This is a genomic window from Enterobacter sp. D2 (assembly GCF_034427575.1).
In the GTDB taxonomy this organism is placed as follows: Bacteria; Pseudomonadota; Gammaproteobacteria; order Enterobacterales; family Enterobacteriaceae; genus Enterobacter; species Enterobacter cloacae_M.
Genome location: NZ_JAXQPP010000001.1, coordinates 937,570 through 960,743 on the forward strand (window position 1 = coordinate 937,570; position 23,174 = coordinate 960,743).

Annotated in this window: 27 protein-coding genes and 2 pseudogenes; 17 read left to right on the forward strand and 12 right to left on the reverse strand. The window is 51.7% G+C overall.

What is annotated here, in order from left to right:
* Positions 1-204: 204 nt before the first annotated feature.
* From SPG90_RS04510 to SPG90_RS04535, 6 genes and pseudogenes are all read left to right on the forward strand, one after another.
* A complete protein-coding gene (locus tag SPG90_RS04510) occupies positions 205-438 on the forward strand; it encodes a DinI-like family protein (protein ID WP_322407979.1) in 234 nt (77 codons plus the stop codon).
* Positions 439-853: 415 nt separating this feature from the next.
* Positions 854-1,054, forward strand: a complete 201-nt coding sequence (locus SPG90_RS04515) for a hypothetical protein (protein ID WP_047174588.1) — start codon at positions 854-856, stop codon at positions 1,052-1,054.
* A gap of 32 nt (positions 1,055-1,086) precedes the next feature.
* A pseudogene (locus SPG90_RS04520) lies at positions 1,087-1,269 on the forward strand (hypothetical protein); the annotation flags it as partial.
* 12 nt (positions 1,270-1,281) lie between these two features.
* Positions 1,282-2,523 (forward strand): phage tail protein, encoded by a 1,242-nt coding sequence (locus tag SPG90_RS04525; protein WP_322407980.1) that lies wholly within the window; start codon positions 1,282-1,284, stop codon positions 2,521-2,523.
* A gap of 184 nt (positions 2,524-2,707) precedes the next feature.
* Complete coding sequence (locus SPG90_RS04530) at positions 2,708-3,127, forward strand: translesion error-prone DNA polymerase V autoproteolytic subunit (protein ID WP_020884462.1); 420 nt, start codon at positions 2,708-2,710, stop codon at positions 3,125-3,127.
* Between the two features lie 2 nt (positions 3,128-3,129).
* Positions 3,130-4,398, forward strand: coding sequence for a Y-family DNA polymerase (locus SPG90_RS04535; RefSeq protein ID WP_322407981.1), 1,269 nt, complete (start codon positions 3,130-3,132; stop codon positions 4,396-4,398).
* Here SPG90_RS04535 and SPG90_RS04540 read toward each other — a convergent pair.
* From SPG90_RS04540 to SPG90_RS04550, 3 genes are all read right to left on the reverse strand, one after another.
* The gene (locus SPG90_RS04540) at positions 4,391-5,062 is read right to left on the reverse strand and encodes an SOS response-associated peptidase (RefSeq protein ID WP_322407982.1); all 672 of its coding nucleotides are present in this window, start codon (positions 5,060-5,062) and stop codon (positions 4,391-4,393) included. The two genes, SPG90_RS04535 and SPG90_RS04540, sit on opposite strands and share 8 nt — an antisense overlap.
* Before the next feature lie 228 nt (positions 5,063-5,290).
* Positions 5,291-5,530, reverse strand: a complete 240-nt coding sequence (locus SPG90_RS04545; RefSeq protein ID WP_139507332.1) for a DinI family protein — start codon at positions 5,528-5,530, stop codon at positions 5,291-5,293.
* Positions 5,531-5,790: 260 nt separating this feature from the next.
* Positions 5,791-6,090 carry a hypothetical protein gene (locus tag SPG90_RS04550; RefSeq protein WP_322407983.1) on the reverse strand — a complete coding sequence of 100 codons (300 nt, stop codon included), beginning with the start codon at positions 6,088-6,090 and terminating at the stop codon, positions 5,791-5,793.
* 124 nt (positions 6,091-6,214) lie between these two features.
* On the opposite strand from SPG90_RS04550, the pseudogene SPG90_RS04555 reads away from it, so the two are divergent.
* From SPG90_RS04555 to SPG90_RS04565, 3 genes and pseudogenes are all read left to right on the forward strand, one after another.
* Positions 6,215-6,388, forward strand: a pseudogene (locus tag SPG90_RS04555) (isocitrate/isopropylmalate family dehydrogenase); the annotation flags it as partial.
* Positions 6,389-6,465: 77 nt separating this feature from the next.
* Positions 6,466-6,813 (forward strand): DUF1304 domain-containing protein, encoded by a 348-nt coding sequence (locus SPG90_RS04560; RefSeq protein ID WP_023311240.1) that lies wholly within the window; start codon positions 6,466-6,468, stop codon positions 6,811-6,813.
* 74 nt (positions 6,814-6,887) lie between these two features.
* Positions 6,888-7,133, forward strand: a complete 246-nt coding sequence (locus SPG90_RS04565) for a YmjA family protein (RefSeq protein WP_045401572.1) — start codon at positions 6,888-6,890, stop codon at positions 7,131-7,133.
* Between the two features lie 290 nt (positions 7,134-7,423).
* On the opposite strand, the gene SPG90_RS04570 is transcribed toward SPG90_RS04565, so the two are convergent.
* On the reverse strand, positions 7,424-8,923 hold the full coding sequence (locus tag SPG90_RS04570) for a cyclic diguanylate phosphodiesterase (RefSeq protein WP_045401569.1): 1,500 nt from the start codon (positions 8,921-8,923) through the stop codon (positions 7,424-7,426).
* 205 nt (positions 8,924-9,128) lie between these two features.
* Between SPG90_RS04570 and SPG90_RS04575 the strand changes: the two genes are divergently transcribed.
* The 3 genes from SPG90_RS04575 to SPG90_RS04585 all read left to right on the forward strand — a co-directional run bounded on the left by SPG90_RS04575 (position 9,129) and on the right by SPG90_RS04585 (position 12,810).
* The gene (locus SPG90_RS04575; protein WP_241238646.1) at positions 9,129-10,679 is read left to right on the forward strand and encodes a cyclic diguanylate phosphodiesterase; all 1,551 of its coding nucleotides are present in this window, start codon (positions 9,129-9,131) and stop codon (positions 10,677-10,679) included.
* A gap of 113 nt (positions 10,680-10,792) precedes the next feature.
* The gene (locus tag SPG90_RS04580; protein WP_416208399.1) at positions 10,793-12,277 is read left to right on the forward strand and encodes a diguanylate cyclase; all 1,485 of its coding nucleotides are present in this window, start codon (positions 10,793-10,795) and stop codon (positions 12,275-12,277) included.
* A 284-nt stretch (positions 12,278-12,561) separates the two neighbouring features.
* Entirely contained in the window at positions 12,562-12,810 is a 249-nt protein-coding gene (locus SPG90_RS04585) for a GlsB/YeaQ/YmgE family stress response membrane protein (protein ID WP_006174788.1), read from the forward strand.
* 130 nt (positions 12,811-12,940) lie between these two features.
* On the opposite strand, the gene SPG90_RS04590 is transcribed toward SPG90_RS04585, so the two are convergent.
* Both SPG90_RS04590 and SPG90_RS04595 read right to left on the reverse strand, forming a co-directional pair.
* Complete coding sequence (locus SPG90_RS04590) at positions 12,941-13,039, reverse strand: YoaK family small membrane protein (protein WP_029739841.1); 99 nt, start codon at positions 13,037-13,039, stop codon at positions 12,941-12,943.
* 45 nt (positions 13,040-13,084) lie between these two features.
* The gene (locus tag SPG90_RS04595; protein WP_126304623.1) at positions 13,085-14,113 is read right to left on the reverse strand and encodes a sensor domain-containing diguanylate cyclase; all 1,029 of its coding nucleotides are present in this window, start codon (positions 14,111-14,113) and stop codon (positions 13,085-13,087) included.
* A 309-nt stretch (positions 14,114-14,422) separates the two neighbouring features.
* Between SPG90_RS04595 and SPG90_RS04600 the strand changes: the two genes are divergently transcribed.
* Both SPG90_RS04600 and SPG90_RS04605 read left to right on the forward strand, forming a co-directional pair.
* A complete protein-coding gene (locus SPG90_RS04600; protein ID WP_023311246.1) occupies positions 14,423-14,677 on the forward strand; it encodes a DUF333 domain-containing protein in 255 nt (84 codons plus the stop codon).
* Between the two features lie 80 nt (positions 14,678-14,757).
* Entirely contained in the window at positions 14,758-15,063 is a 306-nt protein-coding gene (locus SPG90_RS04605) for a hypothetical protein (protein ID WP_023311247.1), read from the forward strand.
* Here SPG90_RS04605 and SPG90_RS04610 read toward each other — a convergent pair whose 3' ends face one another.
* Positions 15,064-15,408: a DUF488 domain-containing protein gene (locus SPG90_RS04610; protein WP_047174023.1), complete on the reverse strand. Its 345-nt coding sequence runs from the start codon at positions 15,406-15,408 to the stop codon at positions 15,064-15,066. It abuts the gene before it with no gap.
* Between the two features lie 100 nt (positions 15,409-15,508).
* Here SPG90_RS04610 and SPG90_RS04615 point away from each other — a divergent pair, with 100 nt between their 5' ends.
* Complete coding sequence (locus tag SPG90_RS04615; RefSeq protein WP_126304604.1) at positions 15,509-16,216, forward strand: CTP synthase; 708 nt, start codon at positions 15,509-15,511, stop codon at positions 16,214-16,216.
* A gap of 31 nt (positions 16,217-16,247) precedes the next feature.
* Here SPG90_RS04615 and SPG90_RS04620 read toward each other — a convergent pair whose 3' ends face one another.
* Entirely contained in the window at positions 16,248-17,435 is a 1,188-nt protein-coding gene (locus tag SPG90_RS04620) for a CynX/NimT family MFS transporter (RefSeq protein ID WP_126304602.1), read from the reverse strand.
* 99 nt (positions 17,436-17,534) lie between these two features.
* Between SPG90_RS04620 and SPG90_RS04625 the strand changes: the two genes are divergently transcribed.
* Positions 17,535-18,326: an AraC family transcriptional regulator gene (locus tag SPG90_RS04625; protein ID WP_126304600.1), complete on the forward strand. Its 792-nt coding sequence runs from the start codon at positions 17,535-17,537 to the stop codon at positions 18,324-18,326.
* Here the strand turns inward: SPG90_RS04625 and SPG90_RS04630 are convergent.
* Positions 18,310-18,756 carry a DUF441 domain-containing protein gene (locus tag SPG90_RS04630; RefSeq protein ID WP_024908579.1) on the reverse strand — a complete coding sequence of 149 codons (447 nt, stop codon included), beginning with the start codon at positions 18,754-18,756 and terminating at the stop codon, positions 18,310-18,312. The two genes, SPG90_RS04625 and SPG90_RS04630, sit on opposite strands and share 17 nt — an antisense overlap.
* A gap of 145 nt (positions 18,757-18,901) precedes the next feature.
* Between SPG90_RS04630 and yoaI the strand changes: the two genes are divergently transcribed.
* Complete coding sequence (gene yoaI, locus SPG90_RS04635; protein ID WP_088544756.1) at positions 18,902-19,006, forward strand: small membrane protein YoaI; 105 nt, start codon at positions 18,902-18,904, stop codon at positions 19,004-19,006.
* A gap of 20 nt (positions 19,007-19,026) precedes the next feature.
* Here yoaI and SPG90_RS04640 read toward each other — a convergent pair whose 3' ends face one another.
* The 3 genes from SPG90_RS04640 to yeaG all read right to left on the reverse strand — a co-directional run bounded on the left by SPG90_RS04640 (position 19,027) and on the right by yeaG (position 22,920).
* Positions 19,027-19,527 (reverse strand): YbaK/prolyl-tRNA synthetase associated domain-containing protein, encoded by a 501-nt coding sequence (locus SPG90_RS04640; protein WP_023311253.1) that lies wholly within the window; start codon positions 19,525-19,527, stop codon positions 19,027-19,029.
* Between the two features lie 99 nt (positions 19,528-19,626).
* Positions 19,627-20,910: a YeaH/YhbH family protein gene (locus tag SPG90_RS04645; RefSeq protein WP_047174028.1), complete on the reverse strand. Its 1,284-nt coding sequence runs from the start codon at positions 20,908-20,910 to the stop codon at positions 19,627-19,629.
* Between the two features lie 75 nt (positions 20,911-20,985).
* On the reverse strand, positions 20,986-22,920 hold the full coding sequence (gene yeaG / locus SPG90_RS04650; protein WP_008500713.1) for a protein kinase YeaG: 1,935 nt from the start codon (positions 22,918-22,920) through the stop codon (positions 20,986-20,988).
* Positions 22,921-23,174 lie beyond the last annotated feature (254 nt).

Here is a 23,174-nt window from a genome sequence, read left to right on the forward strand (position 1 = left end):
TGTCGATTCCATTAAAGATTAGTTATATGGTGCTGATTTAATGAAGAATTTATTGGGTGAATTATACTTGCTTCGACATTAACGCCCACTGTCCTGTTTGTAAACAACATAATCAAACTTTAACAATTCGTGCTGTTAAGGCGTTGATCAAACTTCTCCATAAGTGTACTGTATAAACATACAGCTTTTGCAGTGGAGGCGCTTATGAAAGTTGAATTAACCATTGATCGTACTAAAGAACTTCCAGAGGGTGCAGTCCCGGCACTTGAGAGAGAATTATTAAAACGGATCCAGAGTCAGTTCGGTAACTGCAGTCTGATTGTGCGTCGCTCAGGTTCCGATTGGTTAAGTGTTTACGGTGGCGAAAAAGAAGCGAAGAAAAAGGTTGAGGAAATCCTCCAGCAGACCTGGGAAAGTGCAGACGACTGGTTTTATTGAAACAGCATGCTGAAATTTTCCAGTTTGGAGGGGAGATTGGTGGAACAAAAAGAAGAATTACCAAACAAGGGCTATGCGGTCATCAGATGCAACGATGGGGTTATCGTTGCGCGACTGCACTCATTTCCTGATAGTGGTCGCGCGCTCATGTACAGACGTGGGGATGAAGTATCATTTATGCCGTTACAGGATGATGAGATAGTAGGAACACCGACACTCTTTACGCAGATGCTTGAACGGGCTGGTTATCGCGTTTCCAAGAATTCTGTTACACTCCCGTCATAGGCCTGAACACCCTATACCTGCTGCGCCACTGGAGAGAAACCATGGCGCAAACACCAAACCCGAATAAATGCCTACTGACCCCTCAACGGGCCAGCATTTTTCTTTTGATGTCACTCCTGCAGGAGGCGGCATGAAGAAAAGCTGGTTCACTCACACCGGGCTGACAACCGAAGAAGCCAATGAACTGGTGGCTCGCTACAAGTCTAAAGGCGTCCCCGTCGAGAAAAGCCTCGATATTGACCCTCGTCTTTGGATAGTCAGCGCATTACTACCTCAGCAAAAATCCTCAGCTAAGACAGCGCAAAGTATGCGTTCCCGGGCATGGGGGTGATCGTGACAGTCTACAACATCCTCCCGATGGGTAACCTGATGAAGTCTTTGATGGATGCGCTCTTCGAAGACGACACGCATATATGGGATTCAAGGATAACAAAGCTCTGGGGCGAGAACGGGCAGATCATTATCAGGGAGCGCAAATATGGCTCGCAGCTGGAAATGATCATTAGAGTGCTGGACCGGGCCTACGCGCTCGGCGTTCTGGCGTAAGGAGCGAACAGGATGACACCACGTCAACGCCGTAATCATATTGAAGCGCTGGGTAAAGCAGCGAGTGCGCCGCGTAAAAGCTGGTTGGGTAAAAGCATGCTTCTTACAGGTATTCAGTCGGCATGGATTAAATCATTGCTGACAACATGGGGCGAGGGGGTAACGCCTGCCGCTTCCCCGGCACTGAGCGGCCAGAAGTATGGAATTCTTGTGTCGGACATTATCTCGGTTGATGGACTGGCGCAGGCTATGTCTCAGCTCATCAAAGAATATGACGAGAACATTGGCGCGTGGGAGACATTCGCCACCACCTCAGCCAATCAGAGCATCACCGTAACTATCAACGGCACCGCCGTAATCATCCCTAGCATCGGTAAACTGGTTCAGAAAGGGAGCAATGGAGCGACCCCGATTACGCAGGGCGGGACAGGGGCAACGAATGCCGCTGATGCTCGTACAAACCTCGAATTAGGAACTGCCTCAACAAAAAATACTGGCACCTCAACAGGCGAAGTTCCGCTAATTGGCACTCTTGGTTTTGGATTTGCCCAAACGGTCGATTACTACAACCAATACTTTGATCGTGCTATTTTTCTTGCGACTAACTCGCCACAGACGTGGTTCCCTGGGAGCCAGCAGGGAACAATCATTAATGTGGCCTATCCTTCTAACACACAATTTGTTTCCCGCTGGATGGGTGACACAAGCGGCAGAGCATTTTTCCAGTCAGTAGTTAACGGGGCGTACAGCAACGCATCAGAAATTTGTATGATTGGTAAGAGCGTCACAGTAGATGGAAACGGGTTCATCAAGAAGGCATCACCCATAGTAAATATTTTTGGGGATGGAAGTGCAGAAACTAACGAAGAATCCGATGGGGTAACCGTCCAGCGCATCGACAAGGGGGTATATCTCATTGAAGGCTGCATGGGATTGAATTCAGATGCCGCCTGGGGTGGTATAGATGGAGGCTTTGAAATACCCACTGATCGAAATAAGCAGCCTTTAATCTGGCTGGATTTTGAGGTCAATGCTGACGGTTCTGTGTTGGTGAAAACCTACCACCGCACACATTCTTCAGCACCTGCTTTTGCCAGGAATGAACGTGACGGGATTAATGACGGAGAGCCTATTGATATCCCGTCAGATCAGTTCGTCAGCGTTCGTGTAGAAATGCCAGCTAATAGCATCTGGAATAAAAAACTCGATGAGGCCAGAACAGCGCTTAATGACGAGCCGGAACAAACTATTTAAAAGATGGCTTAATTCTGCTCACTTAGGGTCATTGTTGAAAAATTTACAAAAGCCATAATTCGAAGCGAGAGAAAAGCTTAGAAACGAAGCGGCGAAGCTTTAAGCAGTCAGGGTAGTACCTCTGTCTTGCGCGCTTACTCAAATAAAACTACTGTATATAAAAACAGTGTTTGAGGTGTGGGTTATGGAATTCATAAGGCCAACAGAACTGAGAGAAATTATCGCTCTCCCGCTTTTCAGTGACTTAGTACAGTGTGGTTTCCCGAGCCCGGCGGCTGATTACGTTGAACAGCGCATCGATCTCAATGAGTTACTTGTTGCTCATCCGAGCTCAACATACTTCGTCAAAGCAGCGGGTGATTCAATGATCGAGGCCGGGATCAGCGACGGTGATTTGCTGGTGGTGGACAGTTCGCGCACGGCTGAGCACGGTGACATTGTCATCGCAGCAGTAGAAGGGGAATTTACTGTTAAACGCCTGCAGCTGCGCCCGACAGTGCAACTCAATCCAATGAACAGCGCCTACAGTCCGATTGTTGTTGGCAGCGAAGACACGCTGGACGTTTTCGGCGTCGTGACTTTCATCGTTAAATCTGCGAGCTGAATATGTTTGCTCTCTGTGATGTGAATTCGTTCTACGCATCATGCGAGACTGTATTCAGGCCGGACCTGAGAGGGCGGCCGGTTGTCGTTCTCTCAAATAACGATGGCTGCGTAATCGCGCGCAGCGCCGAGGCAAAAGCCGTCGGGATAGCCATGGGCGAGCCGTTCTTCAAGCAAAAGGATTTATTCCGGCGCGCTGGCGTTGTTTGCTTCAGCAGCAATTACGAGCTTTACGCTGACATGTCAAACCGGGTAATGACGACGCTGGAAGAAATGAGCCCCCGCGTCGAAATTTACAGTATCGATGAAGCTTTTTGTGATCTGACGGGTGTTAGGAGCTGCCGGGATCTGACTGACTTTGGCAAAGAGATCCGCGCTACGGTTCTGAAACGTACGCATCTGACGGTCGGGGTTGGCATTGCCCAGACGAAGACACTGGCGAAGCTGGCCAACCACGCCGCCAAAAAATGGCAGCGCCAGACGGGCGGGGTCGTAGACCTGTCCAATATCGATCGCCAGCGCCGACTGCTTGCCCTGGTTCCGGTGGAGGACGTCTGGGGCGTCGGAAGGCGAATCAGCAAGAGGCTGAATGCCATGGGTATTAAAACGGCTCTGGACCTATCAGAACAAAGCGCATGGATTATTCGCAAACACTTCAATGTCGTGCTGGAGCGAACCGTCCGAGAGTTGCGCGGCGAGCCTTGTCTGGATCTAGAGGAGTTTGCACCAGCAAAACAGGAAATCGTCTGCAGCAGATCGTTCGGTGAACGTGTTACCGAGTATGAACAGATGCGCCAGGCTATCTGCAGCTATGCGGCGCGTGGTGCCGAAAAGCTCCGTGGTGAGCATCAGTATTGCCGTTTTATTTCGGCGTTCGTGAAGACCTCTCCCTTTGCGCTTAACGAGCCGTATTATGGCAACAGCTCATCGGTGAAGCTGTTGACTCCAACACAGGATTCCCGCGACATTATCAACGCCGCGGTAAAGTGCCTGGACAAAATCTGGAAGGATGGCCACAGGTACCAGAAAGCGGGGATCATGCTGGGAGACTTTTTCAGCCAAGGGGTGGCCCAGCTCAACCTGTTTGATGAGAACGCGCCGCGGGCCGGAAGCGAAAGGTTGATGGAAGTTCTCGATCACCTGAACGCTAAAGATGGAAAAGGCACACTCTATTTTGCCGGGCAGGGTATACAGCAGCAGTGGCAGATGAAGCGGGAAATGCTTTCGCCGCGGTACACGACAAGATACTCAGATCTGCTTGTGGTCAGGTAATGGGCTCGATTAACTCTGAACCCTGATTTTTCACATTCCCCACGGCGCGCGTCACGGCGTGCCATATAAACTTGTCTGCCGGCACGGAACCGTCAGCTGCAATCTCTTCAGCTTCTTTCCCGCCTACATCCTGGCGCATCCACTCCCTTGCCGCTTCTGGCGACAAAACAAGTGGCCGACGGTCGTGAATATCTATCAGACCTTTATCCGCTGCCGATGTCACAATGAGAAAACCTTCCGCATCATCGCCGCGCTCAAACGGTGTGCTGCCGATCGCCGCCATAAAAATCGGCTGGCCGTCTACCCGGTGAATGAAATATGGCTGCTTCTTGTCGCCTTCCTTCTTCCACTCGAACCATCCATCAGCAAAGCAGATTGCCCGGCCATGCTGCCAGAGAGGTTTGAACATCCTGCTGGTGGCCGCTGTCTCAACACGCGCGTTTATCAATGGTGCTTTATCCCACCATCCGGGGGCATAAGACCACAGGACCGGATCGAGATGCAACTGCTCGTCACGTTCGCTCAGCAACAGAACTTTTGTACCTGGCGCCACGTTGTAACGTCCAATAGGCTCAGGGTCGTATGCGATGTCGCGATCGGCTTCATCGGCTAGGTAAGCCAGATATTCTTCACGCGTTTGAGCTTGTGCAAAACGTCCACACATATAAACCTCCAGTCAAAGCTATGACTGAAAGTATAAGGCAGGGAGAAAAAACAGGTGCGCACCGAAACTTTATGATTTTGAAACAGGGGCATGATGAAGGAAGTCAGCGAGATGGTAAAGCGATGCGTTGCGAAACTGGAAGGATCTACGCAAAGTTTCGAAAATAGTGTAAAGAGGAAATCTAACCCGGTAGTGGGTCCGGGTTTGCTGTGATGACATTAGGTAAATTCATTCATTTGTAAGCCACATATCAGACTCTTCAAACATTTCCTCCAGCATACGGTTCAACTTTTCACGGTCGCTTTTGCTGGCATCACTATTCAATCCGTTAGCCTGCATAGGTTTAACCTTCACTTCAGCATCAGGGAATATGTGATGAACTCGCCTCGTCAGCTCAGCCAGAATAATTTCTCTGGCTCCATCCAAGCCCTGGACATTTCGCTTATCGTAAACCAACTCAACAAACATAACAGTCTCCTTAATCTGTTTGAGAGGAGGTTATATTTTTACTGTAAAAATATACAGTGTCAAGGCGAGTAAAACGATTTAAAGGATGGGATTTTTTCGTCCGATTGAACAGAAAGTACGGGCAATTATTCCCCAGTTTTTCCCCAATGTTTCCCCGTATAAAAATACCAATAAAAAAAACCAGCCATAAGAGGCTGGTTTTCAATGTGATTTTGGTCGGTACGAGAGGATTTGAACCTCCGACACCCCATGACGGAACGCTACTTGAACTCAAGCATCGTTTGGCCTTTATGCTGATAGATTGACATTACTGGGTGCTCCTTACAGTTTTCACACCAAAAGCCAATCTTTAATCCATGCCTTCTTCGTGATGGGTTACCTGATAAATTACGGTTTATAGTTACGTCATCGTTATCGATAATTACATGAGTACCTTCTTTTGCATCCTCCTGTCGCTCAAAGACCTCAACTTTGCCTTGATGAAGGTAATTTGAATTGCAATAAGGACAGAACAGCACATGCTCAAAGTCTGTAGATGTGAAACGAATTTCTAAGCTCATTTCTTTCCCCAAAACAAAAAACAAAGATAGTGGTATCAGCAAGTTAGCACATGGCGTTATTGGCGTAAAATTAAACAAAGATAGTTGATAATTATCTTTGAAAGCATTAGCTTATGAAAAGTTCTCGCATATAATGCTGCGTCATATGGAATGGTTCGAAGCCGCAGACCTGATCGTTAAAGGTATGGAAGGCGCGATCAACGCGAAAACCGTAACTTACGATTTCGAACGTCTGATGGAAGGCGCTAAGCTGCTGAAATGCTCAGAGTTTGGCGACGCGATTATCGCGAACATGTAATCCAGATTCTGGATTAAACAAGAGCGGGGGCCTGAGGGTTCCCGTTTTTTTTGCCTCTGCCTGCGGGAGACAACACGATGTTAGCCACCGTCCTTATCGCTGTCGTTGCATTCATCCATCTCTACATTCTTGTGTTGGAAATGTTCCTGTGGAATACCAAAACAGGGCACAAGGCCTTTAATCTGCGTCCTGATTTTGCGCGCGAGACCCGCGTGCTGGCCGCAAACCAAGGGTTGTATAACGGTTTTCTGGCTGCCGGTCTGCTCTGGAGCCTCTGGCTCGGCGAAAAGGGTATTCAGGTGGCCATCTTCTTCCTGACCTGCGTATTAATCGCCGGGCTCTTTGGCGCAGCCACCGCCAGCCGAAAAATTTTGTATGTCCAGGCCGCGCCCGCTCTCGCAGCGCTGCTTGCGTTACTCATCTGAAGCAATGCTTTGGTTGAGATTAGGCGTCCGATATACTGATGGCTTTACCTGTAAAGATTAGCGACGAGACAGTTATGAACAACGATATCCCACTGAAATATTATGACATTGCCGATGAGTACGCGACGGAAGCCGCAGAGCCCGTCGCTGACTCAGAGCGCGACGCGCTGGCACATTATTTCCAGCTGCTGCTCACCCGTTTATCGAATAATGAGGAGATTAGCGAGGAAGCCCAGCAGGAGATGGCCGCTGAGGCCGGGATCCGTGCGGGTCGCATCGATGATATTGCGAACTTCCTCAATCAGTGGGGAAATGAATAGTCTGCTTCAAAAGCCGTTATGCTGATGCTTTGCGATACAGCTTAGCATCACGCTATCGGACCACATGCATTTTTTCCGCAGAATATGCGACGCGGGGGCGTCTATAAACAGCGCGAAAATAACGGTCAGACAAAAGAGTACCACTGGTAATAGTAAGGATAATTTCACGTTTTTAACCAAAATATGAGTGTGCTTCAGGGTAATCTACCGTCTGAATGTGACGACTATATGTTTTTGCGTAAAAAATAGAAATGCCCGACTGGAAAAAAACGGACGCGCAAGGCTTCGGATTACGGTGCGACCCCGGTGAGTCGCTTCGCCAGCTCGCTTCGGGTGAGTGCTTTTGAAAAATACCATCCCTGAATCAGCGCATCGGGATATCTGCTTGCAATAAAGCGATATTGAATTTCATTTTCCACGCCCTCGAAAACAAGCGTTTTATTCAATCTTGCAAGGGCATCGCTGAAGATTACAAAGATGTTTTGCTTATAATGCTCGCTGATGCCGTCCACCAGCGACTTATCGATTTTGATTTCATCATATTCAAGCAGCGAAAGGCGGGCGAGGTTCGAGTTCTGCACGCCAAAATCATCTATTGATATTTTTACGCCGAGCGATTTCAGCTCCTGACAGAATCCCTCGAGGATATCTGCCGTGGAAACGGCTTTCTCAGAGAGTTCGACCTTCATCAGGGAAAGGGGAAGGTGATTGGCAAAACACGCACGGCGCAAAATGGTAATGAACTGTCCATCTTCAATTTCCTTGTGCCCAACGTTTATTGAGACTATCAGCTGGTGTTTTATCGCCAGAGGGGCAATTTCGGAAAGGGATTTTTCGATAATATTACTGTAATATTTTTTATACAGACCGATCTTCTTAATTAATGGGATAAACAGCTCCGGAGAGACGTCCCCGTGCTTTTGATCGCGCCATCTCGACAGAACTTCGACGCCCACGATTTTTTGATCGTGAATGCGAATAATGGGCTGATAGTTAACGCTGATGGTATTCGTGATGACGGCTTTTATCAGCGTACGTTCCAGAGAAAAACGGTCTTCATAGATACGGAAGATAAATAACGTTATCGCAATCCAGATAAAACAGAGAATGACTGCGAGAAGCGCAAAGATAAACGGAGGCAACGAGGCCAGCCCGGCGTCGTGATGCTTCACGATGACGCACAGGTCCCAGAAGGTGCTGCACTGTGTCAGAGTCAGGGTAAACAACGTCGAATGCAGCCAGCTCTGCTGATTTAGCTCCGTGGCGGCCGAAAAAAAGACTCTGCCGAAGTCTTTGGTGGTAGCACTGAGCGAATAGCTTGCGGTAACCGGGGTGAATTTATCGTAAGCATAGCGGGAGGTGAAGATAATAATATTATTATAAATTGCCGCATTGCCCGTGAAAAAGTCTTTTCTCGAAAACTGGGCCAGGAGAAAGCCCCTCGGCGTTTTATGCAGTTCTGCAGGAAGTGCAACGGGCGTCGCGAGTTTTCCCCAAAAAGCGGTACAGACAATTTTTCCCTTCTCAATATAGCCGATATCGGCAAAATAAAGATTATTAAGCTTAATTTGTCTGTAGCGATCGAGGCTGGTTTTATCACATCCCTGCGTCGTGATGCTTTTGAGACCCAGCGCCACGCTTTGGGACACGTCTTCTGAATAATGTAAAAGGGTACGGGATATTTCACGCTGTTTGCTCTTCTGCTGACCGATGATTACAACATTGACCGCATAAAGAGACAGGAAAACCAGAAGCGTTGAAGCAATAGCAACGGCAATGAGCTTTTTCATTTTCCAGTTATCCAGTCCGCTCCCTGATTTCACAAATCTTAACACAGCCAGGGCAAGGAACAAGCCTGATAGTCACGTCATGTGAGTAAATGCCGGCAGGTGAACTCATACGAAAGTATCAGTTTTTTAAGACAATTCTCATCTAAGCTATTTTCATTGTTATAAGCAATACCGGGTTAGCACAGGCTCTTCAACCAGAACATCCATGCTTGATTTTTCTATTAAGGAAAACATCGTGCGCAACGTGATGATCCCTATTCTTAGCGCTCTGTTTCTTTTTCTGAGCGGCATTTTGATTATTAACTGGCAGCTATGGCAGATGGCGAAGCTGAGTAATAGTCATACCGCCACGGCCAGCACCCAAAAAATAGAAAACATTCTGGCTGAAGCAGTCAGTGCGGCCAGCACGGCGAAGCGCGTTGCGGCCCAAGGGTGTACCAGTAGCGGACAGCTGGCGCTGGGGACAGAGGCAGCGCTAAAACCGCATCTGCGCGCCATCATGATCGAGCAGCAGGGTAAGATCATCTGTACTTCCCTTCCCGGGAATGGCGTGTTGATTATTCATCCTGAGACGTTACCTGCCGAAAAATTGGTGCTGTTACCGGGCAGTCGACTGGTGAACGGCATTCCGGTGCTTGTCTTTCAGATGCCCATCGTGGGAGGGCGCGTCATCGTCAGCATCAGTGATGCGCATTTACAGGACGTCATTGCAAGCGCATCGAACAGCATGGATCTGGGGCTGGTTGTCGGCGAAAGCATGCTTGTTCGCAACGGTGCAGTGAGGGGCTGGAAAGTGGCCTCCTGGGCGGGGGCGCTTACGGCATCAACGCAATTTCCCTTCAGCCTCGTCTGGCAACCTCCTGCCTTTTTCAGCCTGACGCGGCTTTTGCAACAGGGATGGAGCCTGATACTGCTTATTCTTGCGCTATCGGTGGCGTTGGGTATTTTGATCCGCCGATACAAGGGGAAAAGTACCTCATTTGAAGACGACTTACGTAAGGCCATTTTGCAGGGGGAGATCGTGCCTTATTACCAGCCGATCGTGAACGGCGATACCGGCGGGTTATATGGCGTTGAGGTCCTGGCAAGATGGAAGCATCCAAAGTCAGGCTTTATCCCGCCGGATGTCTTTATTCCGATTGCCGAACGTAGCGGGTTGATTATACCGCTGACCAAAGGGTTAATGGCAAAAGTGGTGGCCCAGCTTAAGCCGCTTTTGCCTAAGCTACCGGACGGGTTTCATATCGGGGTAAACATCAGCGCCAGACATATTAATGCGCCTTCATTTATCGGTGACTGCCGCGTCTTCGGGAAGGGGTTTCAGGGTAAAGAGGTCAAGCTGGTTCTCGAGGTGACCGAGCGTGAACCGCTGATCGATAATCCCCACCTCGTGCAAAACCTCAACATGCTGCATAACGCCGGCTTTGTTATTGCCCTGGATGATTTTGGTACGGGTTATTCCGGGCTGTCATGCCTTAATGCGCTGGCCATTGATTATATTAAAATTGATAAAAGCTTTGTGAACCGGGTTTCAGAGGAAAAGGACTCAACGATCCTGCTGGACTGCGTCATTGACCTGGCGAAAAAACTCTCTTTACGCATTGTTGCTGAAGGCGTAGAAACAAAAGAGCAACTGGAGTATCTCAACCGTAATGAGATAACCCTGTTACAGGGATATTATTTTGGTAAGCCCGTCTCCTATATCGATTTTATTAAAGTCATTTTATCTAAACCCAGGGAGACCGTTAGTTTGTAAAACGAAATAAAGACGAGCTTCAGTTGCATGCTTAAGTGCAATTCATTTTCCTCTTATCCCGAGCTTTGTTACAGTGACAAGAGTTGTCAGCCAGGGATGTCAGGCGTGATAAGGTGGAAAAGCTCGTGCATGTGAAAAATACTTTTTACACAACAACCATTACCGTCATCATTGTCTCATTGATCATCTCGCTGTCGCTTGCCGTCCAAATTGCCACGTCCAGACAGCAGTCAATTCAGCAAATTAATACCAGCGTGGCTAACCTGAGCCATACCCTTGATGTCTACACCGAGGGGATCATGCGCCAAAGCGAAATGTTAATTACTACCGTTTCCGACATAATCGAAATTTATGGCATGACGCCGCAACAGGCGACCAATATTCAGCGGATGATAAATAATCAGGATAATCTTCTTACCCAGATTAATAATGTGGTTGTTTACGACGCTCAGGGCGATATCTTTACCGCGTTGCACGAAACTTTTACAGGCCCACGCAAAGGATCGGACAGGTCATTTTTTATCTATCACAAGGAAAATAAAAATCAGCAGATTTTTATTGGTGAGCCCGTGGTAAGCAGAACCAATGGCAAATGGGTCATTACCATTAGTCGTCGCCTTGAAACCCACACCGGGGCATTTAACGGTGTTGTGGTGGTGACGCTGGGTATCGAGAATTTTCTCGCGCTTTACGGGCAGATTAATATTGGTCACCTGGGCGTCATTGGCTTAACGACGCAATCCGGCGTGCTGCTGATCCGTCACCCCTTTAAAAATACCTACGTCGGCACGATTTTTTCTGATTCACCCCTCTTCAGGAAATACCTAAAGGTACAAAATACCGGGATAGCCAGTTCCGTTTCGCGGTTTGATAAAATCGAACGCATTTACGCCTATGAAAAAAACCGACGCTACGGGCTCGTGACCACCGTGGCCGTCAGCATTGATGAAGCCCTCGCTCCGTGGCGCAAGCAGGCTATTCAGCTGGCGCTGCTCATTTTCGTGTTCACTGCGATACTTATCGTGGCGTCGTACTTCCTGTATTCCGACTTATCCAGAAAAACCAGAGATAATAAGGCGCTGAAGATTATCGCTTCCGAGGATGCGTTGACCGGGCTGTACAATCGTCGCATCTTTGATGAAAGAATCCTCTCTGAAATCGCGACGTGTGCCGCGCATGACGCAGCGATTTCGATACTGATTGTGGACGTGGACTACTTCAAAAAATACAACGATAACTACGGCCATCCGGAAGGGGACCGTTGTCTGGCGCTGCTGGGAAACAGTCTCAGGGAGAGCCTTACCCGTGATAATCAGATTGTGGCGCGCTACGGCGGAGAGGAGTTTGCGCTGATATTACCTGATACGGATATCCAGGAGGCGCTTCGACTGGCGCAGACGATCATTCGCAACGTGTTTTCCCTGCAAATCGCGCATGCTTTTAGCCCCTTCGGACGGGTGACGGTAAGCGTCGGGATTTCCACCGCGCGTGCGGTCGACATCGCGGGCAGCCAGCAGAATATCATTATTGCCGCTGACCAGGCGCTCTACCAGGCAAAACGCGCAGGACGTAACCGGTACGCGTTTGTTGGGGTATGAACAGAAAAAAAGCCCACTCAGGAGTGGGCAAAAAATACTGGAAGCAATGTGAGCAATGTCGTACTGAATACCTGAGTGTTACGCTCAACCATTCAGTGTTGAGAAAGATAATCTTTCTCAACAAAAGATGCAACCCCACAGTTTATGCGGCAGGCTCTTTTTGTTGGTGAATAATTGCGCACTCTCTCATTGTGATGCCTGTCACAAATTTCCTTTCTGAAATCCTGTGCTATTCTTTTTTGTGTCGTTGATTTAATGACAAAAACCATACAGAGAGGAAAGTTATGGGAATTTTATCCTGGATTATCTTTGGGCTTATTGCGGGTATTCTGGCGAAGTGGATTATGCCGGGCAAAGATGGCGGTGGTTTTATCGTCACCGTAATACTGGGTATTATCGGCGCGGTAGTCGGCGGCTGGATCAGTACGCTGTTCGGTTTTGGCAAAGTCGATGGCTTTAACTTCGGCAGCTTTGCCGTCGCGGTCATCGGTGCGCTGGTTGTTCTGTTTATCTACAGAAAAATCAAAAGCTAAGGCTTAAAAGCGTTAAAAAAGGCTGCCAGATGGCGGCCTTTTTTACGTGGCGGGTTTACCACCAGCCAAGCTGCGTGCCGGCAAACGCCGCGATGGCTACGATCAGCATAATGAGGGTCGTTTTTCTCATTTATGCCCCAGGCGCCGCGTAACCACCGACAAAAAACCATGCTAAAAAAATCACCGCCGTTATAAAAATAACGACCGGGAAGAGGATCCCTATTCTCATATCATCACCTGTTTCGGTTTTTGTAACGCCGTAGAGTGTACGGGGTTAATCCATAGTGAGAAAGCGTGTTTTGCTTTTTCCTTTCTTATCCTGATACATCGCGACATCCGCGTCGCGTAATGCGCTGTCCGGATCGGTTACCCCAGGGTCTACTTCGATAACGCCGACGCTGGCTCCGGGGTAAATGAGGTTGACGCTACCCAGCCAGTATTCACCGGCAATACAGGCGCTGAGGCGCGTTTTAAGCAGCGTGACCTGCGCGTTATCTCCTTCACTGTGGGATGTGCTCAACGACGCCACCAGAAACTCATCGCCACCCAGCCGGCCAATGATATCGTCCTGCTGTTTTTCTTCCGTCAGACGCTTGCCCACTTCAATCAGGAACTGGTCGCCAGCCTCGTGGCCGTAGCGATCGTTAATCAGCTTGAAATCATCCAGATCGATGAACGCGATGACGGTGTTACGCTTAAGGTGCCGCGCCAGGGAAAACAGCGTGGTCAGATCTTCAAAAATGGAGCGACGGTTGGGTAAACCGGTAAGGGCATCCGTGTAAGAGTGCGCGATGAGGGCCGCATTGGCTTCGCGAAGCTGGGTTACCAGCGACTCTTTCTGAATAGACTGGGCAATCAGCCCGGCGAATAACTTCAGAACCTGTTCACCGCGCTCGCTAAGCGGCTTTCTGGCCGTGCTGGTGGCACAAAGCGTTCCGTAGAGTGAACCATCCGCAAGATGGACAGGAATACTCATGTAGGTCGTAATGCCGAGCGCTTTCGCCGCCTCGCACTCCGGCCAGCGTTCGGGAACGTCGTTGCTGAATACGGTGTCGCTATCCAGCGCGCGCTTACACAGCGTTTCATCCCACGGGACGCTCAGCCCCTCAGGGATTGTCATCTGCTTGCTGTTGCGGGCGTAGAGGATATGCTGCAGTCGGGCTTCGATATCTACCTTGGTGAGGTAAGTCGACTCCATGTCAGTCACGATCTCCAGCATCTCCAGCAGCTGACGAACGAGACCTTCAAGGGATTGTTCAGTGGCGAGGGTTTCTGAAACACGGGCAAGGATAATATCCGACATGACGTAGAATGACTCCCAGGCAGAAGACGTCTGCATCTGCATGTTATGCTGAGTTTTTAGACTTCAGGCATAGTAAAACATGAATATAAAAAATTTAATATATGCAGGGAGTGGGCCGCAGGATAGAAAAAAGGCCCCGTTGTTGAGACCGGGGCAAAGACATCTTGATTACGGAATGATGTTCTCTGGTCATATCGAGAACATGCAACACTATAGTGTTGAAAAGTGCAGTTAAAATGGAGAAATCATGGAGAAAGCGGCGATGACCCGTTACCCTTAGACTGTCATGATGTCACAAGGATCAATGAGATGAGATTTCTGCTTCTGGCGCTGGCGCTTCCCCTGGCTGCCTGCACCGCGAAAACAACCCCACCCGATGCGCCGAAACCGCCTCACGCTATCGGTATGGCGAACCCGGCCTCCGTGTACTGCCTGGAGAAAGGCGGGGAACAGATCCCGGTTCAAAGCCCGCAGGGCGTACGCACGGAGTGCAAACTACCGGGCGGCGAAGTGATTGATGAATGGACGCTCTACCGTCGCGATCGTCCGCAACCCACCAGGTGACAGACGTATATTGCCTGCGATACACTTCTCTTTAGGATTATTCTTAGTCAGCCCCTGGCTACCGTTACCGTGAGAGAAGTATGTTTCAGCTTAAACCGGGCAGCATGGCGATGATCATCGGTGCCCGCACGGCGTCAGGCCGTCGCAATATTGGTAAATCTGTTGAGCTGTTTGGCCTGTGTCAGCCCGGCCTGCGTTTCGTTAACCCGGTCAACGGCGTGATGACGCAATTACCCGCTACCGCCGATCGCGCGCTTTGGCTGGTGACTGGCGATGTTTATGCCTTTGACAATCAGCACGGCTTTGCCTTTGTCCGCGCCGAACATCTGATGCCGCTCACCCCCGATGAAGCGCCGCAAATGCTTGACGAGCTGGCGATCGGCTGATCAGAGATGGCGCAGCCAGTCGGCTAATACCAGGGCGTGATTTTGCTTCGTGTCTTTGGCAGCGTAGAGCAGGGTGACGGTTTGCCTGTTCGCCAGCGTCGCAAGACGCATTCCCTCGTCAGCATGCTGCGCCAGCTCTTCCCTATAGGCCTCACTGAAGGCGGCGAAATCAATGGTTTCGCTATGAAAGGCCTTGCGTAATTCATTCGAGGGCGTGAGCGCTTTACACCATTCATCATACGCGAGGTCCGTCTTTTTAACCCCGCGCGGCCACAGTTTGTCCACCAGCACCCGATAGCCGTCGTCCGGGCCTGCCTGCTCGTATACGCGTTTGCATTGGATCATGATTCCACCCTCCCAATTTAAGGTATTGTGATAATTGCAGAAGATCGGTAGTCTGAGGTTCCTTATGTTATCTGATAATACTCTGGCATAAGGAACTTTCATGGAACACCTCCCGGTTAAAACGACGCTGCGCATTGCGCTGGTTGGCGATTACAATTCCAGTGTTATTGCGCATCAGGCGATCCCGCTGGCCATTGACGACGCCGCCGCAGTCCTTGACCTCACCGCCGATTACGACTGGCTTGCTACCACTGAGCTGACAAGCCCTGAAGATCTGGTGGGCTACGATGCCATCTGGCTGGTGCCTGCCAGCCCCTATAAAAACACCGAGGCGGCCTTTATCGCCGCGCGCTACGCCCGTGAAAACGGCGTACCGTTCCTTGGCACCTGCGGCGGATTCCAGCACGCGCTGATTGAGTATGCCCGAAACGTGCTGGGCTGGGCCGATGCGGCACATGCCGAGACGGATACCGAAGGCACGATGGTGATTGCGCCGCTGACCTGCTCGCTGGTGGAAAAAACCGATGCGATTGAGCTGCGCAAAAATACGCTGATCGCAAAAGCGTACGGCAAGCCGGAAATTGAAGAGGGGTATCACTGTAACTATGGCGTGTCGCCGGCGTTTGCACAGGCGCTGGAAAGCGGTGATATGCACGTTACGGGCTGGGACGAACAGGGGGAAATTCGCGCCGCAGAACTGGTTACGCACCCGTTCTTCGTGATCACCTTATTCCAGCACGAGCGTGCCGCGCTCGAAGGGCGTCCGGTCGTGCTGGTGCAGGCGATGCTGCGCGCCGCTCGCGGGTAAAAAAGGCAGACCCGAGGGTCTGCCACACTGTTTAACGGGGCGCGATCTCCCGGTCTCGCCCGGCTAAGATGCCGCAGAGGGCCATTATCACGGCGGCCAGGGCGCAGCCCAGAAGCGGGATTTGCCAGTCTCCCGCGCTATCGTGAATTTTCCCCATCAGCGGGGGACCGCAGGCGGCGAGCAGATAGCCAATCGACTGCGCCATGCCGGACAACGCCGCCGCCTGGTGTGCAGAACTGGCGCGCAGACCGATGAACGTCAGGCCGAGGATCATCGTTGCTCCTGTGCCAAAGCCAAACACCAGCGTCCACATCACCGCCATGCCCGGCATAAACCATAATCCCGCCGCGCTTATCGCGCACATCAGCGCCACCGCGCCTGCGATCGCCCGCTGGTCTTTCAGACGGTGGAGGATCAGCGGAACGGCGAGTCCCGGCACGGCCGTAGCCAGCTGCAACAGACCGTGCACCGAGCCAGCCTGCGCTTCGCTGTAGCCGTGGCTCAGCAGTATCGCCGGCAGCCAGCCGATGATGACGTAGTAAATCAGCGAGTTTATCCCCAAAAAGAGCGTGACCTGCCAGGCGAGGGCCGAGCGCCAGATCGCGCGGTTATGCAGCGCGCCTGCGGCCGTTACCGTTGCGACGTGTTTCTGACGCCACTGGGGCAGCCAGAGCAGCAGCGCGACCAGCGGAAACGCCATCAGCATCAGCAGCGCGCCATGCCAGCCGGCGCTACCCTGTGCCAGGGGAACGATCATTGCCGAACCGAACGCCGCCGAGACGCCCATCGTCAGGGAATAGGCGCCGGTGAGCTTCGCCACCTGGCCGGGAAAATCACGCTTAATTAATCCGGGTAACAGCACGTTCCCGAGCGCAATACCGCAGCCGACGATCGCCGTTCCGGTGAAAAGCAAAGCGGCGGAAGGCAGGGAGCGAACGGCAATCCCGACGCAAATCAGCAGCAGGGCGATAAACAGGCTGCGCTCCATGCCGATACGCCGGGCAACGCCCGCGGCGAGCGGCGAGACAATGGCGAAAGCCAGCAGGGGCAGGGTGGTCAGCAGACCGGTTTGCGCCGTACTTAAGCCATAATCAAGACGAATTGTATCGAGCAGCGGCGCTGCGCCGGTAAAGGTGACGCGAAGCGTAGTGGCAATCATCAGGATGCCTGCAACCAACAGCGCGACGTGTTTTCCTGAGGTGCGAATAGCAGTAGTCATTATGTTCTCATACGTTCAAGCGAGCGCACACAATACCCATTTTATCAGCGGTTGAAATCAGGCTAAAATGACAGTTTATCGCTAATATCGGACAAACTGATGATTGGTCTGGGACTGGAAGGCTACGATCCTGATAGCCAGTACGATGCGGCCGTCGCATTTCGCATTCAGGTAGTGGCGGAGGAACAGTATATTCCCCGGCATCATCACCGTAAGGGGCAGCTGATTCTGGCCCTCGGCGGCGCAATCACCTGTGAAGTGGAAAATGCCATGCTGATGGTTCCGCCTCAGTATGCCGTCTGGATCCCCGGCCAGATGCCTCACAGCAACAGGGCTACCCCGGGGGCGCAGCTCTGCTTTTTGTTCATTGAACCGGGGGCGGCAAGCTTGCCCGACCGCTGCTGCACCCTGAAAATCTCTCCTCTGGTGCGGGAGCTAATTTTATCCCTGGCGGAAAAGTCGCGTGAACAACTCCCACTTGCGGCCACATCGCGCCTGGTGGACGTTCTGTTTGACGAGCTGCCGCTCCAGCGGCAGGAGCATCTGCAGCTGCCCGTCTCGCCCCATCCTAAAATTCGGCTGATGAGCGAGAAGATGGCGGAAGAGCCTGCCGCCTGGCAGACGCTGGCGCAGTGGGCGAGCCACTTCGCCATGAGCGAACGCAGCCTGGCGCGGCTGGTGGTGAAAGAGACCGGTTTAAGCTTTCGCCGCTGGCGTCACCAGCTGCAGCTGATTGTGGCATTACAGCATTTGATTGGCGGGAAATCGGTACAGCAGGTGGCACAGTCACTGGGCTATGACTCGACCACCGCGTTTATCACCATGTTCAGAAAGGGACTGGGCCAGACGCCAGCGCGTTATATGGCCAGCCTGACTACGACTTCCCGATAAACAGAGAGACAAGGCCTGCCGCAATGAGCGGGCCGACCGGTACGCCACGAAAGAGCGCCACGCCCAGCACGGTGCCCACCAGCAGACCCGCCACCAGCGAGGGCTGGCTGCTCATCAGCGTAACGCCGCGTCCCCCCAGCCACGAAACAAAAATCCCCACCGCGATCGCCACCAGCGATTTCCAGTTTACAAACGAGTGCAGCAGGGTTGATGCGGGAAGGGTGCCGCTGGCAATCGGCGCCATCACCCCAATGGTTAAGATGATAATCCCGATGGTGAGGCCTTGTTTTTCTATCCACGGGAAAAAGGTATTTAACGGGGTCACGCGCACAATGATCAGCACCAGAATCGAGATGGCGACGGTGGTGTTATGGCTGACAAAGCCGAGCGCGGCGAGTGCCAGAAGAATGAGCAGAGTAGGGTCAAACATAGGGAATCCTTGCCAGAAAAATTGTGCTGTTTACTGTACGCGCAAACGCGGCAGAGAACAGTTTTAAAAAGATTTTGTCGTTGTCATAACCTTGTCATTTACGCGGATTAAAACGAAGGCAGATATCGCAAAAGGGGTCGCCATCATGAACGATCACATGTTTGTGGAAACGCTGATTATCTCCTCATCGTTTTTCGCTATTGCCGTTATTCTCATCGCCTCCGTGCTGTTTCTGGAAAGAAAAGGCTGACAGGTCGTCAGCCATCACGGTTACGCTTTGTGGAAGGTCACCAGCTCAGGACGGGCGATGCGCAGGTAATCCTGGGTATCCATAATCACGGATTTCTCCAGCAGGCCGGCGTTAAAGGCGATTTCGTCAAAACGCTCGAACAGCAGCGGGTCGGCAACCAGCGCCAGATCAGGATGGAAGCTAAAGGGCGGGATCGCGCCGAAAACGCAGGCGGTCAGGGTATCGACCTCAGCCGGGCTGGCGAGGGAGGCCTTCAGCCCGCCAAAATGGCGGGCAAGCTGGCTCAGGTCGGCCTGCAGATCGGCGGCGAGGATAGCCAGAACGTGTTTTTTTACGCCGTTTCCCTTCACCTTGCAGACGAGGGCCTTTGCGCCTTGTCGCAGATCGGTCCCGCGAATTTCACTTACCGCTTCACATTTCCCGACCGCCTCGTGCTCCATGACGCGAAACCGCGCGCCCTGCTCGGTGAGTAAGGTAATCAGCTGCTGGTGGGTGCCTGTTCCAATAACGTCGTCAGTCATAACGATTTTCCCGGTGATAATCCAGTATGCAGCGTTCTACATTAGCACGGGATGAACGGGGTCGAAAGAAAACAGCCAGCGCGTTCGCTGGCTGTTGGATTATGCGTTGCTGGTAGCAGATTGCTTGTGGAACAGCTCCCTGAACACCGGATAAATATCATCCTGGTCACGGATATGCTGCATGGCAAAATTATCGAACATTGCTTGCAGATGTTCATACTCCCGCCACAGGGTCTGGTGCGCGCGACGGGTAATTTCGATATAGCTGTAGTAACGCACCACCGGCAGAATTTTCTTCGCCAGAATCTCGTGACACAGCGGTGAGTCATCGGCCCAGTTGTCGCCATCGGACGCCTGCGCGGCATAAATGTTCCACTGCGCCGGGTCGTAACGCTCTTTGACCACTTCATCCATCAGCTTCAGAGCGCTTGATACGATGGTCCCGCCGGTCTCCTGCGAGTAGAAAAACTCATGTTCATCTACTTCTTTCGCCTGAGTATGGTGACGAATATAAACCACCTCCACGTTCTTATAGGTTCTGCTCAGGAACAGATAGAGCAGAATATAAAAACGCTTCGCCATATCCTTCGTGGCCTGGTCCATCGAGCCGGACACGTCCATCAGACAGAACATCACCGCCTGGCTGGAGGGCTCGGGGCGTTTTTCGTAATTCTTGTAGCGCAGGTCGAAGGTGTCGATAAACGGTACCCGTTCGATCTTCGCTCTTAGTTCCGCAATCTCTTTACGCAGGCGCTCCTCTTCCAGCAGTTGCGCCGGTTCCGTGGTTTCCACGACCTTCAGGCTGCTCTCCAGCTCGCGCAGTTCGCGCCGTTTGCCCGCCGTCATGGCCGTTCGTCGCGCCAGTGAATTCTGCAACGAACGCACGACGCTGATATTGGCGGGCACGCCGTTGGCGGTATAGCCCGCGCGATGGGTTTTATATTCATTAAGCTGACGATGCTGATTCTTTTTTAGATTCGGCAGCGCCAGGTCTTCAAACAGCAGGTCGAGATATTCGTCTTTCGAAATCTGGAAGACAAATTCGTCCTGACCTTCACCGTCCTGGCTGGCCTGTCCCTGACCGCTTCCTGAACCACCGCCGCCGCCCTGAGGACGCTCAATTCTGTCGTTCTGAACGAAGTGGTCATTACCTGGGTGTACGCGATGGCGCAGGCCGCCTCGCCCCTGATGAAACATCGGTTCGCTGATGTCATCGGTGGGGATGGAGACAGACTCGCCGCTGTCGACGTCGGTCACCGAGCGTTTGTTGATGGCCTCGGAGATAGACTGTTTAATTTGCGCTTTATAACGACGCAAGAAGCGCTGGCGGTTCACCGTGCTCTTGTTTTTGCCGTTAAGACGCCGGTCAATAAACCAGGTCATATACCCCCCGTACTGCATTTGCCAACTTGCATTTTGTAGGCCCGGTCAGCGCTAACCGCCACCGGGCACTTGTTTTTAAGACGATTTACGCACGCGCAGATACCATTCGCAGAGCAGGCGGACCTGCTTGCGGGTGTAGCCTTTTTCCATCATACGGTCGACAAAGTCGTCGTGCTTTTTCTGCTCATCGGTTGAGGTTTTGGCGTTAAACGAGATCACCGGCAGCAGCTCTTCGGTATTGGAGAACATTTTCTTCTCAATGACCGTGCGCAGCTTCTCGTAGCTGGTCCAGTTCGGATTGCGCCCGTTGTTATGCGCTCTGGCGCGCAGGACGAAGTTCACAATCTCGTTACGGAAGTCTTTCGGGTTGCTGATCCCGGCAGGCTTCTCGATTTTTTCCAGCTCCGCGTTCAGGGATTCACGGTCAAACAGCTGGCCGGTATCCGGGTCGCGGTACTCCTGATCCTGGATCCAGAAGTCAGCATAGGTGACGTAACGGTCGAAAATGTTCTGCCCGTATTCTGAATAGGATTCCAGGTAGGCCGTCTGGATCTCTTTGCCAATGAACTCGGCGTATTTCGGGATCAGGTAACCTTTGAGGAACTCAAGGTAGCGTTCAGCCTGCTCCTGCGGGAACTGCTCGCGTTCGATTTGCTGCTCCAGCACGTAGAACAGATGAACCGGGTTGGCCGCCACTTCCGCATGGTCGAAGTTAAAGACGCGGGAGAGGATCTTAAACGCGAAACGCGTGGACAGACCGTTCATCCCCTCGTCGACGCCAGCGTAATCGCGGTACTCCTGATACGACTTCGCTTTCGGGTCGGTATCTTTCAGGCTTTCACCGTCATAGACGCGCATTTTCGAATAGATGCTGGAGTTTTCCGGCTCTTTCAGACGCGAAAGGATGGAGAAGCGCGACAGCGTTTCCAGCGTTCCCGGTGCGCAAGGAGCGTGCACCAGCTCGCTGTGGTTAAGCAGTTTCTCGTAAATTTTGATCTCTTCGGAGATCCGCAGGCAATAAGGCACCTTGACGATGTACACGCGGTCAAGGAAGGCCTCATTGTTTTTGTTATTACGGAAGGTCACCCATTCAGATTCGTTCGAGTGGGCGAGAATAATCCCGTTAAACGGCAGGGCGGAGATACCTTCCGTCCCGTTGTAGTTGCCTTCCTGGGTAGCCGTCAGCAGAGGATGCAGCACTTTAATCGGTGCTTTAAACATCTCGACGAATTCCATAATCCCCTGGTTCGCACGGCACAGCGCGCCTGAGTAACCGTAGGCGTCCGGATCGTTTTGCGCGAAGTTTTCCAGCTTACGGATATCGACTTTACCTACCAGAGCCGAGATATCCTGGTTGTTCTCATCACCCGGTTCTGTTTTGGCGATGGCGATCTGCTCAAGGATAGACGGCCAGACCTTCACCACGCGGAATTTGGTGATGTCGCCACCAAACTCATGCAGGCGTTTTGCCGCCCACGGCGACATGATGGTCCCGAGATAGCGACGCGGGATGCCATACTCTTTATCCAGAATCTGCGCGTCTTCCTGCGGATTGAACAGGCACAGCGGATGGTCGTTCACCGGGCTGCGTTCACCGTTGGCGCTCAGCACATAGATAGGGACGCGCTGCATCAGCGACTTCAGGCGTTCAGCCAGCGAGGATTTACCGCCACCCACCGGGCCGAGTAAATAGAGGATCTGTTTCTTCTCTTCCAGACCCTGAGCGGCATGCTTCAGATAGGAGACAATCTGTTCGATGGCATCTTCCATACCATAGAACTCTTCAAACGCCGGGTATCGGGCGACCACCCGATTTGAAAAAAGACGGGAAAGCCGAGGCTCCAGGGCAGTGTCAACCATGTTTGGCTCACCAATAGCCATCAATAGCCGTTCTGCCGCATTGGCATAGGCACTGCGATCTTGCCGACAGATGGTAAGAAACTCCTGCAGTGTGAACTCTTCGTCCTTGGCAGCTTCATAGCGCTGGCGATAGTGATCGAATATATTCATGGCATGCCGTCCTTTCGTTTTTTAGCACAGGATAAGAGCCGTTCGTATGAGTAGTGGAGGCTCCCGGAAGAGAATCTCTCGCACCTCACTGCCAGAGCAGCAACCTGTGTGCCAGGTCAGACGCTAAGAACCGCAGGGTGTTCAGGAAAACTCTTCTTAAATTAAAGCGTAGATGGCATTTGCAAAACTTGCATGCCCAGAAAATCTACTTTCAATGACATATCAATAACTCATCCAAAAATTTCCACTGTCGT

Bases quoted from the DNA above. Each gene is read 5' to 3' on its own strand.
- SPG90_RS04510 (WP_322407979.1), top strand. From the start codon at position 205: ATGAAAGTTGAATTAACCATTGATCGTACTAAAGAACTTCCAGAGGGT.
- SPG90_RS04515 (WP_047174588.1), top strand. From the start codon at position 854: ATGAAGAAAAGCTGGTTCACTCACACCGGGCTGACAACCGAAGAAGCC.
- SPG90_RS04525 (WP_322407980.1), top strand. From the start codon at position 1,282: ATGACACCACGTCAACGCCGTAATCATATTGAAGCGCTGGGTAAAGCA.
- SPG90_RS04530 (WP_020884462.1), top strand. From the start codon at position 2,708: ATGGAATTCATAAGGCCAACAGAACTGAGAGAAATTATCGCTCTCCCG.
- SPG90_RS04535 (WP_322407981.1), top strand. From the start codon at position 3,130: ATGTTTGCTCTCTGTGATGTGAATTCGTTCTACGCATCATGCGAGACT.
- SPG90_RS04540 (WP_322407982.1), bottom strand. From the start codon at position 5,062: ATGTGTGGACGTTTTGCACAAGCTCAAACGCGTGAAGAATATCTGGCT.
- SPG90_RS04545 (WP_139507332.1), bottom strand. From the start codon at position 5,530: ATGTTTGTTGAGTTGGTTTACGATAAGCGAAATGTCCAGGGCTTGGAT.
- SPG90_RS04550 (WP_322407983.1), bottom strand. From the start codon at position 6,090: ATGAGCTTAGAAATTCGTTTCACATCTACAGACTTTGAGCATGTGCTG.
- SPG90_RS04560 (WP_023311240.1), top strand. From the start codon at position 6,466: ATGTTAGCCACCGTCCTTATCGCTGTCGTTGCATTCATCCATCTCTAC.
- SPG90_RS04565 (WP_045401572.1), top strand. From the start codon at position 6,888: ATGAACAACGATATCCCACTGAAATATTATGACATTGCCGATGAGTAC.
- SPG90_RS04570 (WP_045401569.1), bottom strand. From the start codon at position 8,923: ATGAAAAAGCTCATTGCCGTTGCTATTGCTTCAACGCTTCTGGTTTTC.
- SPG90_RS04575 (WP_241238646.1), top strand. From the start codon at position 9,129: ATGCTTGATTTTTCTATTAAGGAAAACATCGTGCGCAACGTGATGATC.
- SPG90_RS04585 (WP_006174788.1), top strand. From the start codon at position 12,562: ATGGGAATTTTATCCTGGATTATCTTTGGGCTTATTGCGGGTATTCTG.
- SPG90_RS04590 (WP_029739841.1), bottom strand. From the start codon at position 13,039: ATGAGAATAGGGATCCTCTTCCCGGTCGTTATTTTTATAACGGCGGTG.
- SPG90_RS04595 (WP_126304623.1), bottom strand. From the start codon at position 14,113: ATGTCGGATATTATCCTTGCCCGTGTTTCAGAAACCCTCGCCACTGAA.
- SPG90_RS04600 (WP_023311246.1), top strand. From the start codon at position 14,423: ATGAGATTTCTGCTTCTGGCGCTGGCGCTTCCCCTGGCTGCCTGCACC.
- SPG90_RS04605 (WP_023311247.1), top strand. From the start codon at position 14,758: ATGTTTCAGCTTAAACCGGGCAGCATGGCGATGATCATCGGTGCCCGC.
- SPG90_RS04610 (WP_047174023.1), bottom strand. From the start codon at position 15,408: ATGATCCAATGCAAACGCGTATACGAGCAGGCAGGCCCGGACGACGGC.
- SPG90_RS04615 (WP_126304604.1), top strand. From the start codon at position 15,509: ATGGAACACCTCCCGGTTAAAACGACGCTGCGCATTGCGCTGGTTGGC.
- SPG90_RS04620 (WP_126304602.1), bottom strand. From the start codon at position 17,435: ATGACTACTGCTATTCGCACCTCAGGAAAACACGTCGCGCTGTTGGTT.
- SPG90_RS04625 (WP_126304600.1), top strand. From the start codon at position 17,535: ATGATTGGTCTGGGACTGGAAGGCTACGATCCTGATAGCCAGTACGAT.
- SPG90_RS04630 (WP_024908579.1), bottom strand. From the start codon at position 18,756: ATGTTTGACCCTACTCTGCTCATTCTTCTGGCACTCGCCGCGCTCGGC.
- yoaI (WP_088544756.1), top strand. From the start codon at position 18,902: ATGAACGATCACATGTTTGTGGAAACGCTGATTATCTCCTCATCGTTT.
- SPG90_RS04640 (WP_023311253.1), bottom strand. From the start codon at position 19,527: ATGACTGACGACGTTATTGGAACAGGCACCCACCAGCAGCTGATTACC.
- SPG90_RS04645 (WP_047174028.1), bottom strand. From the start codon at position 20,910: ATGACCTGGTTTATTGACCGGCGTCTTAACGGCAAAAACAAGAGCACG.
- yeaG (WP_008500713.1), bottom strand. From the start codon at position 22,920: ATGAATATATTCGATCACTATCGCCAGCGCTATGAAGCTGCCAAGGAC.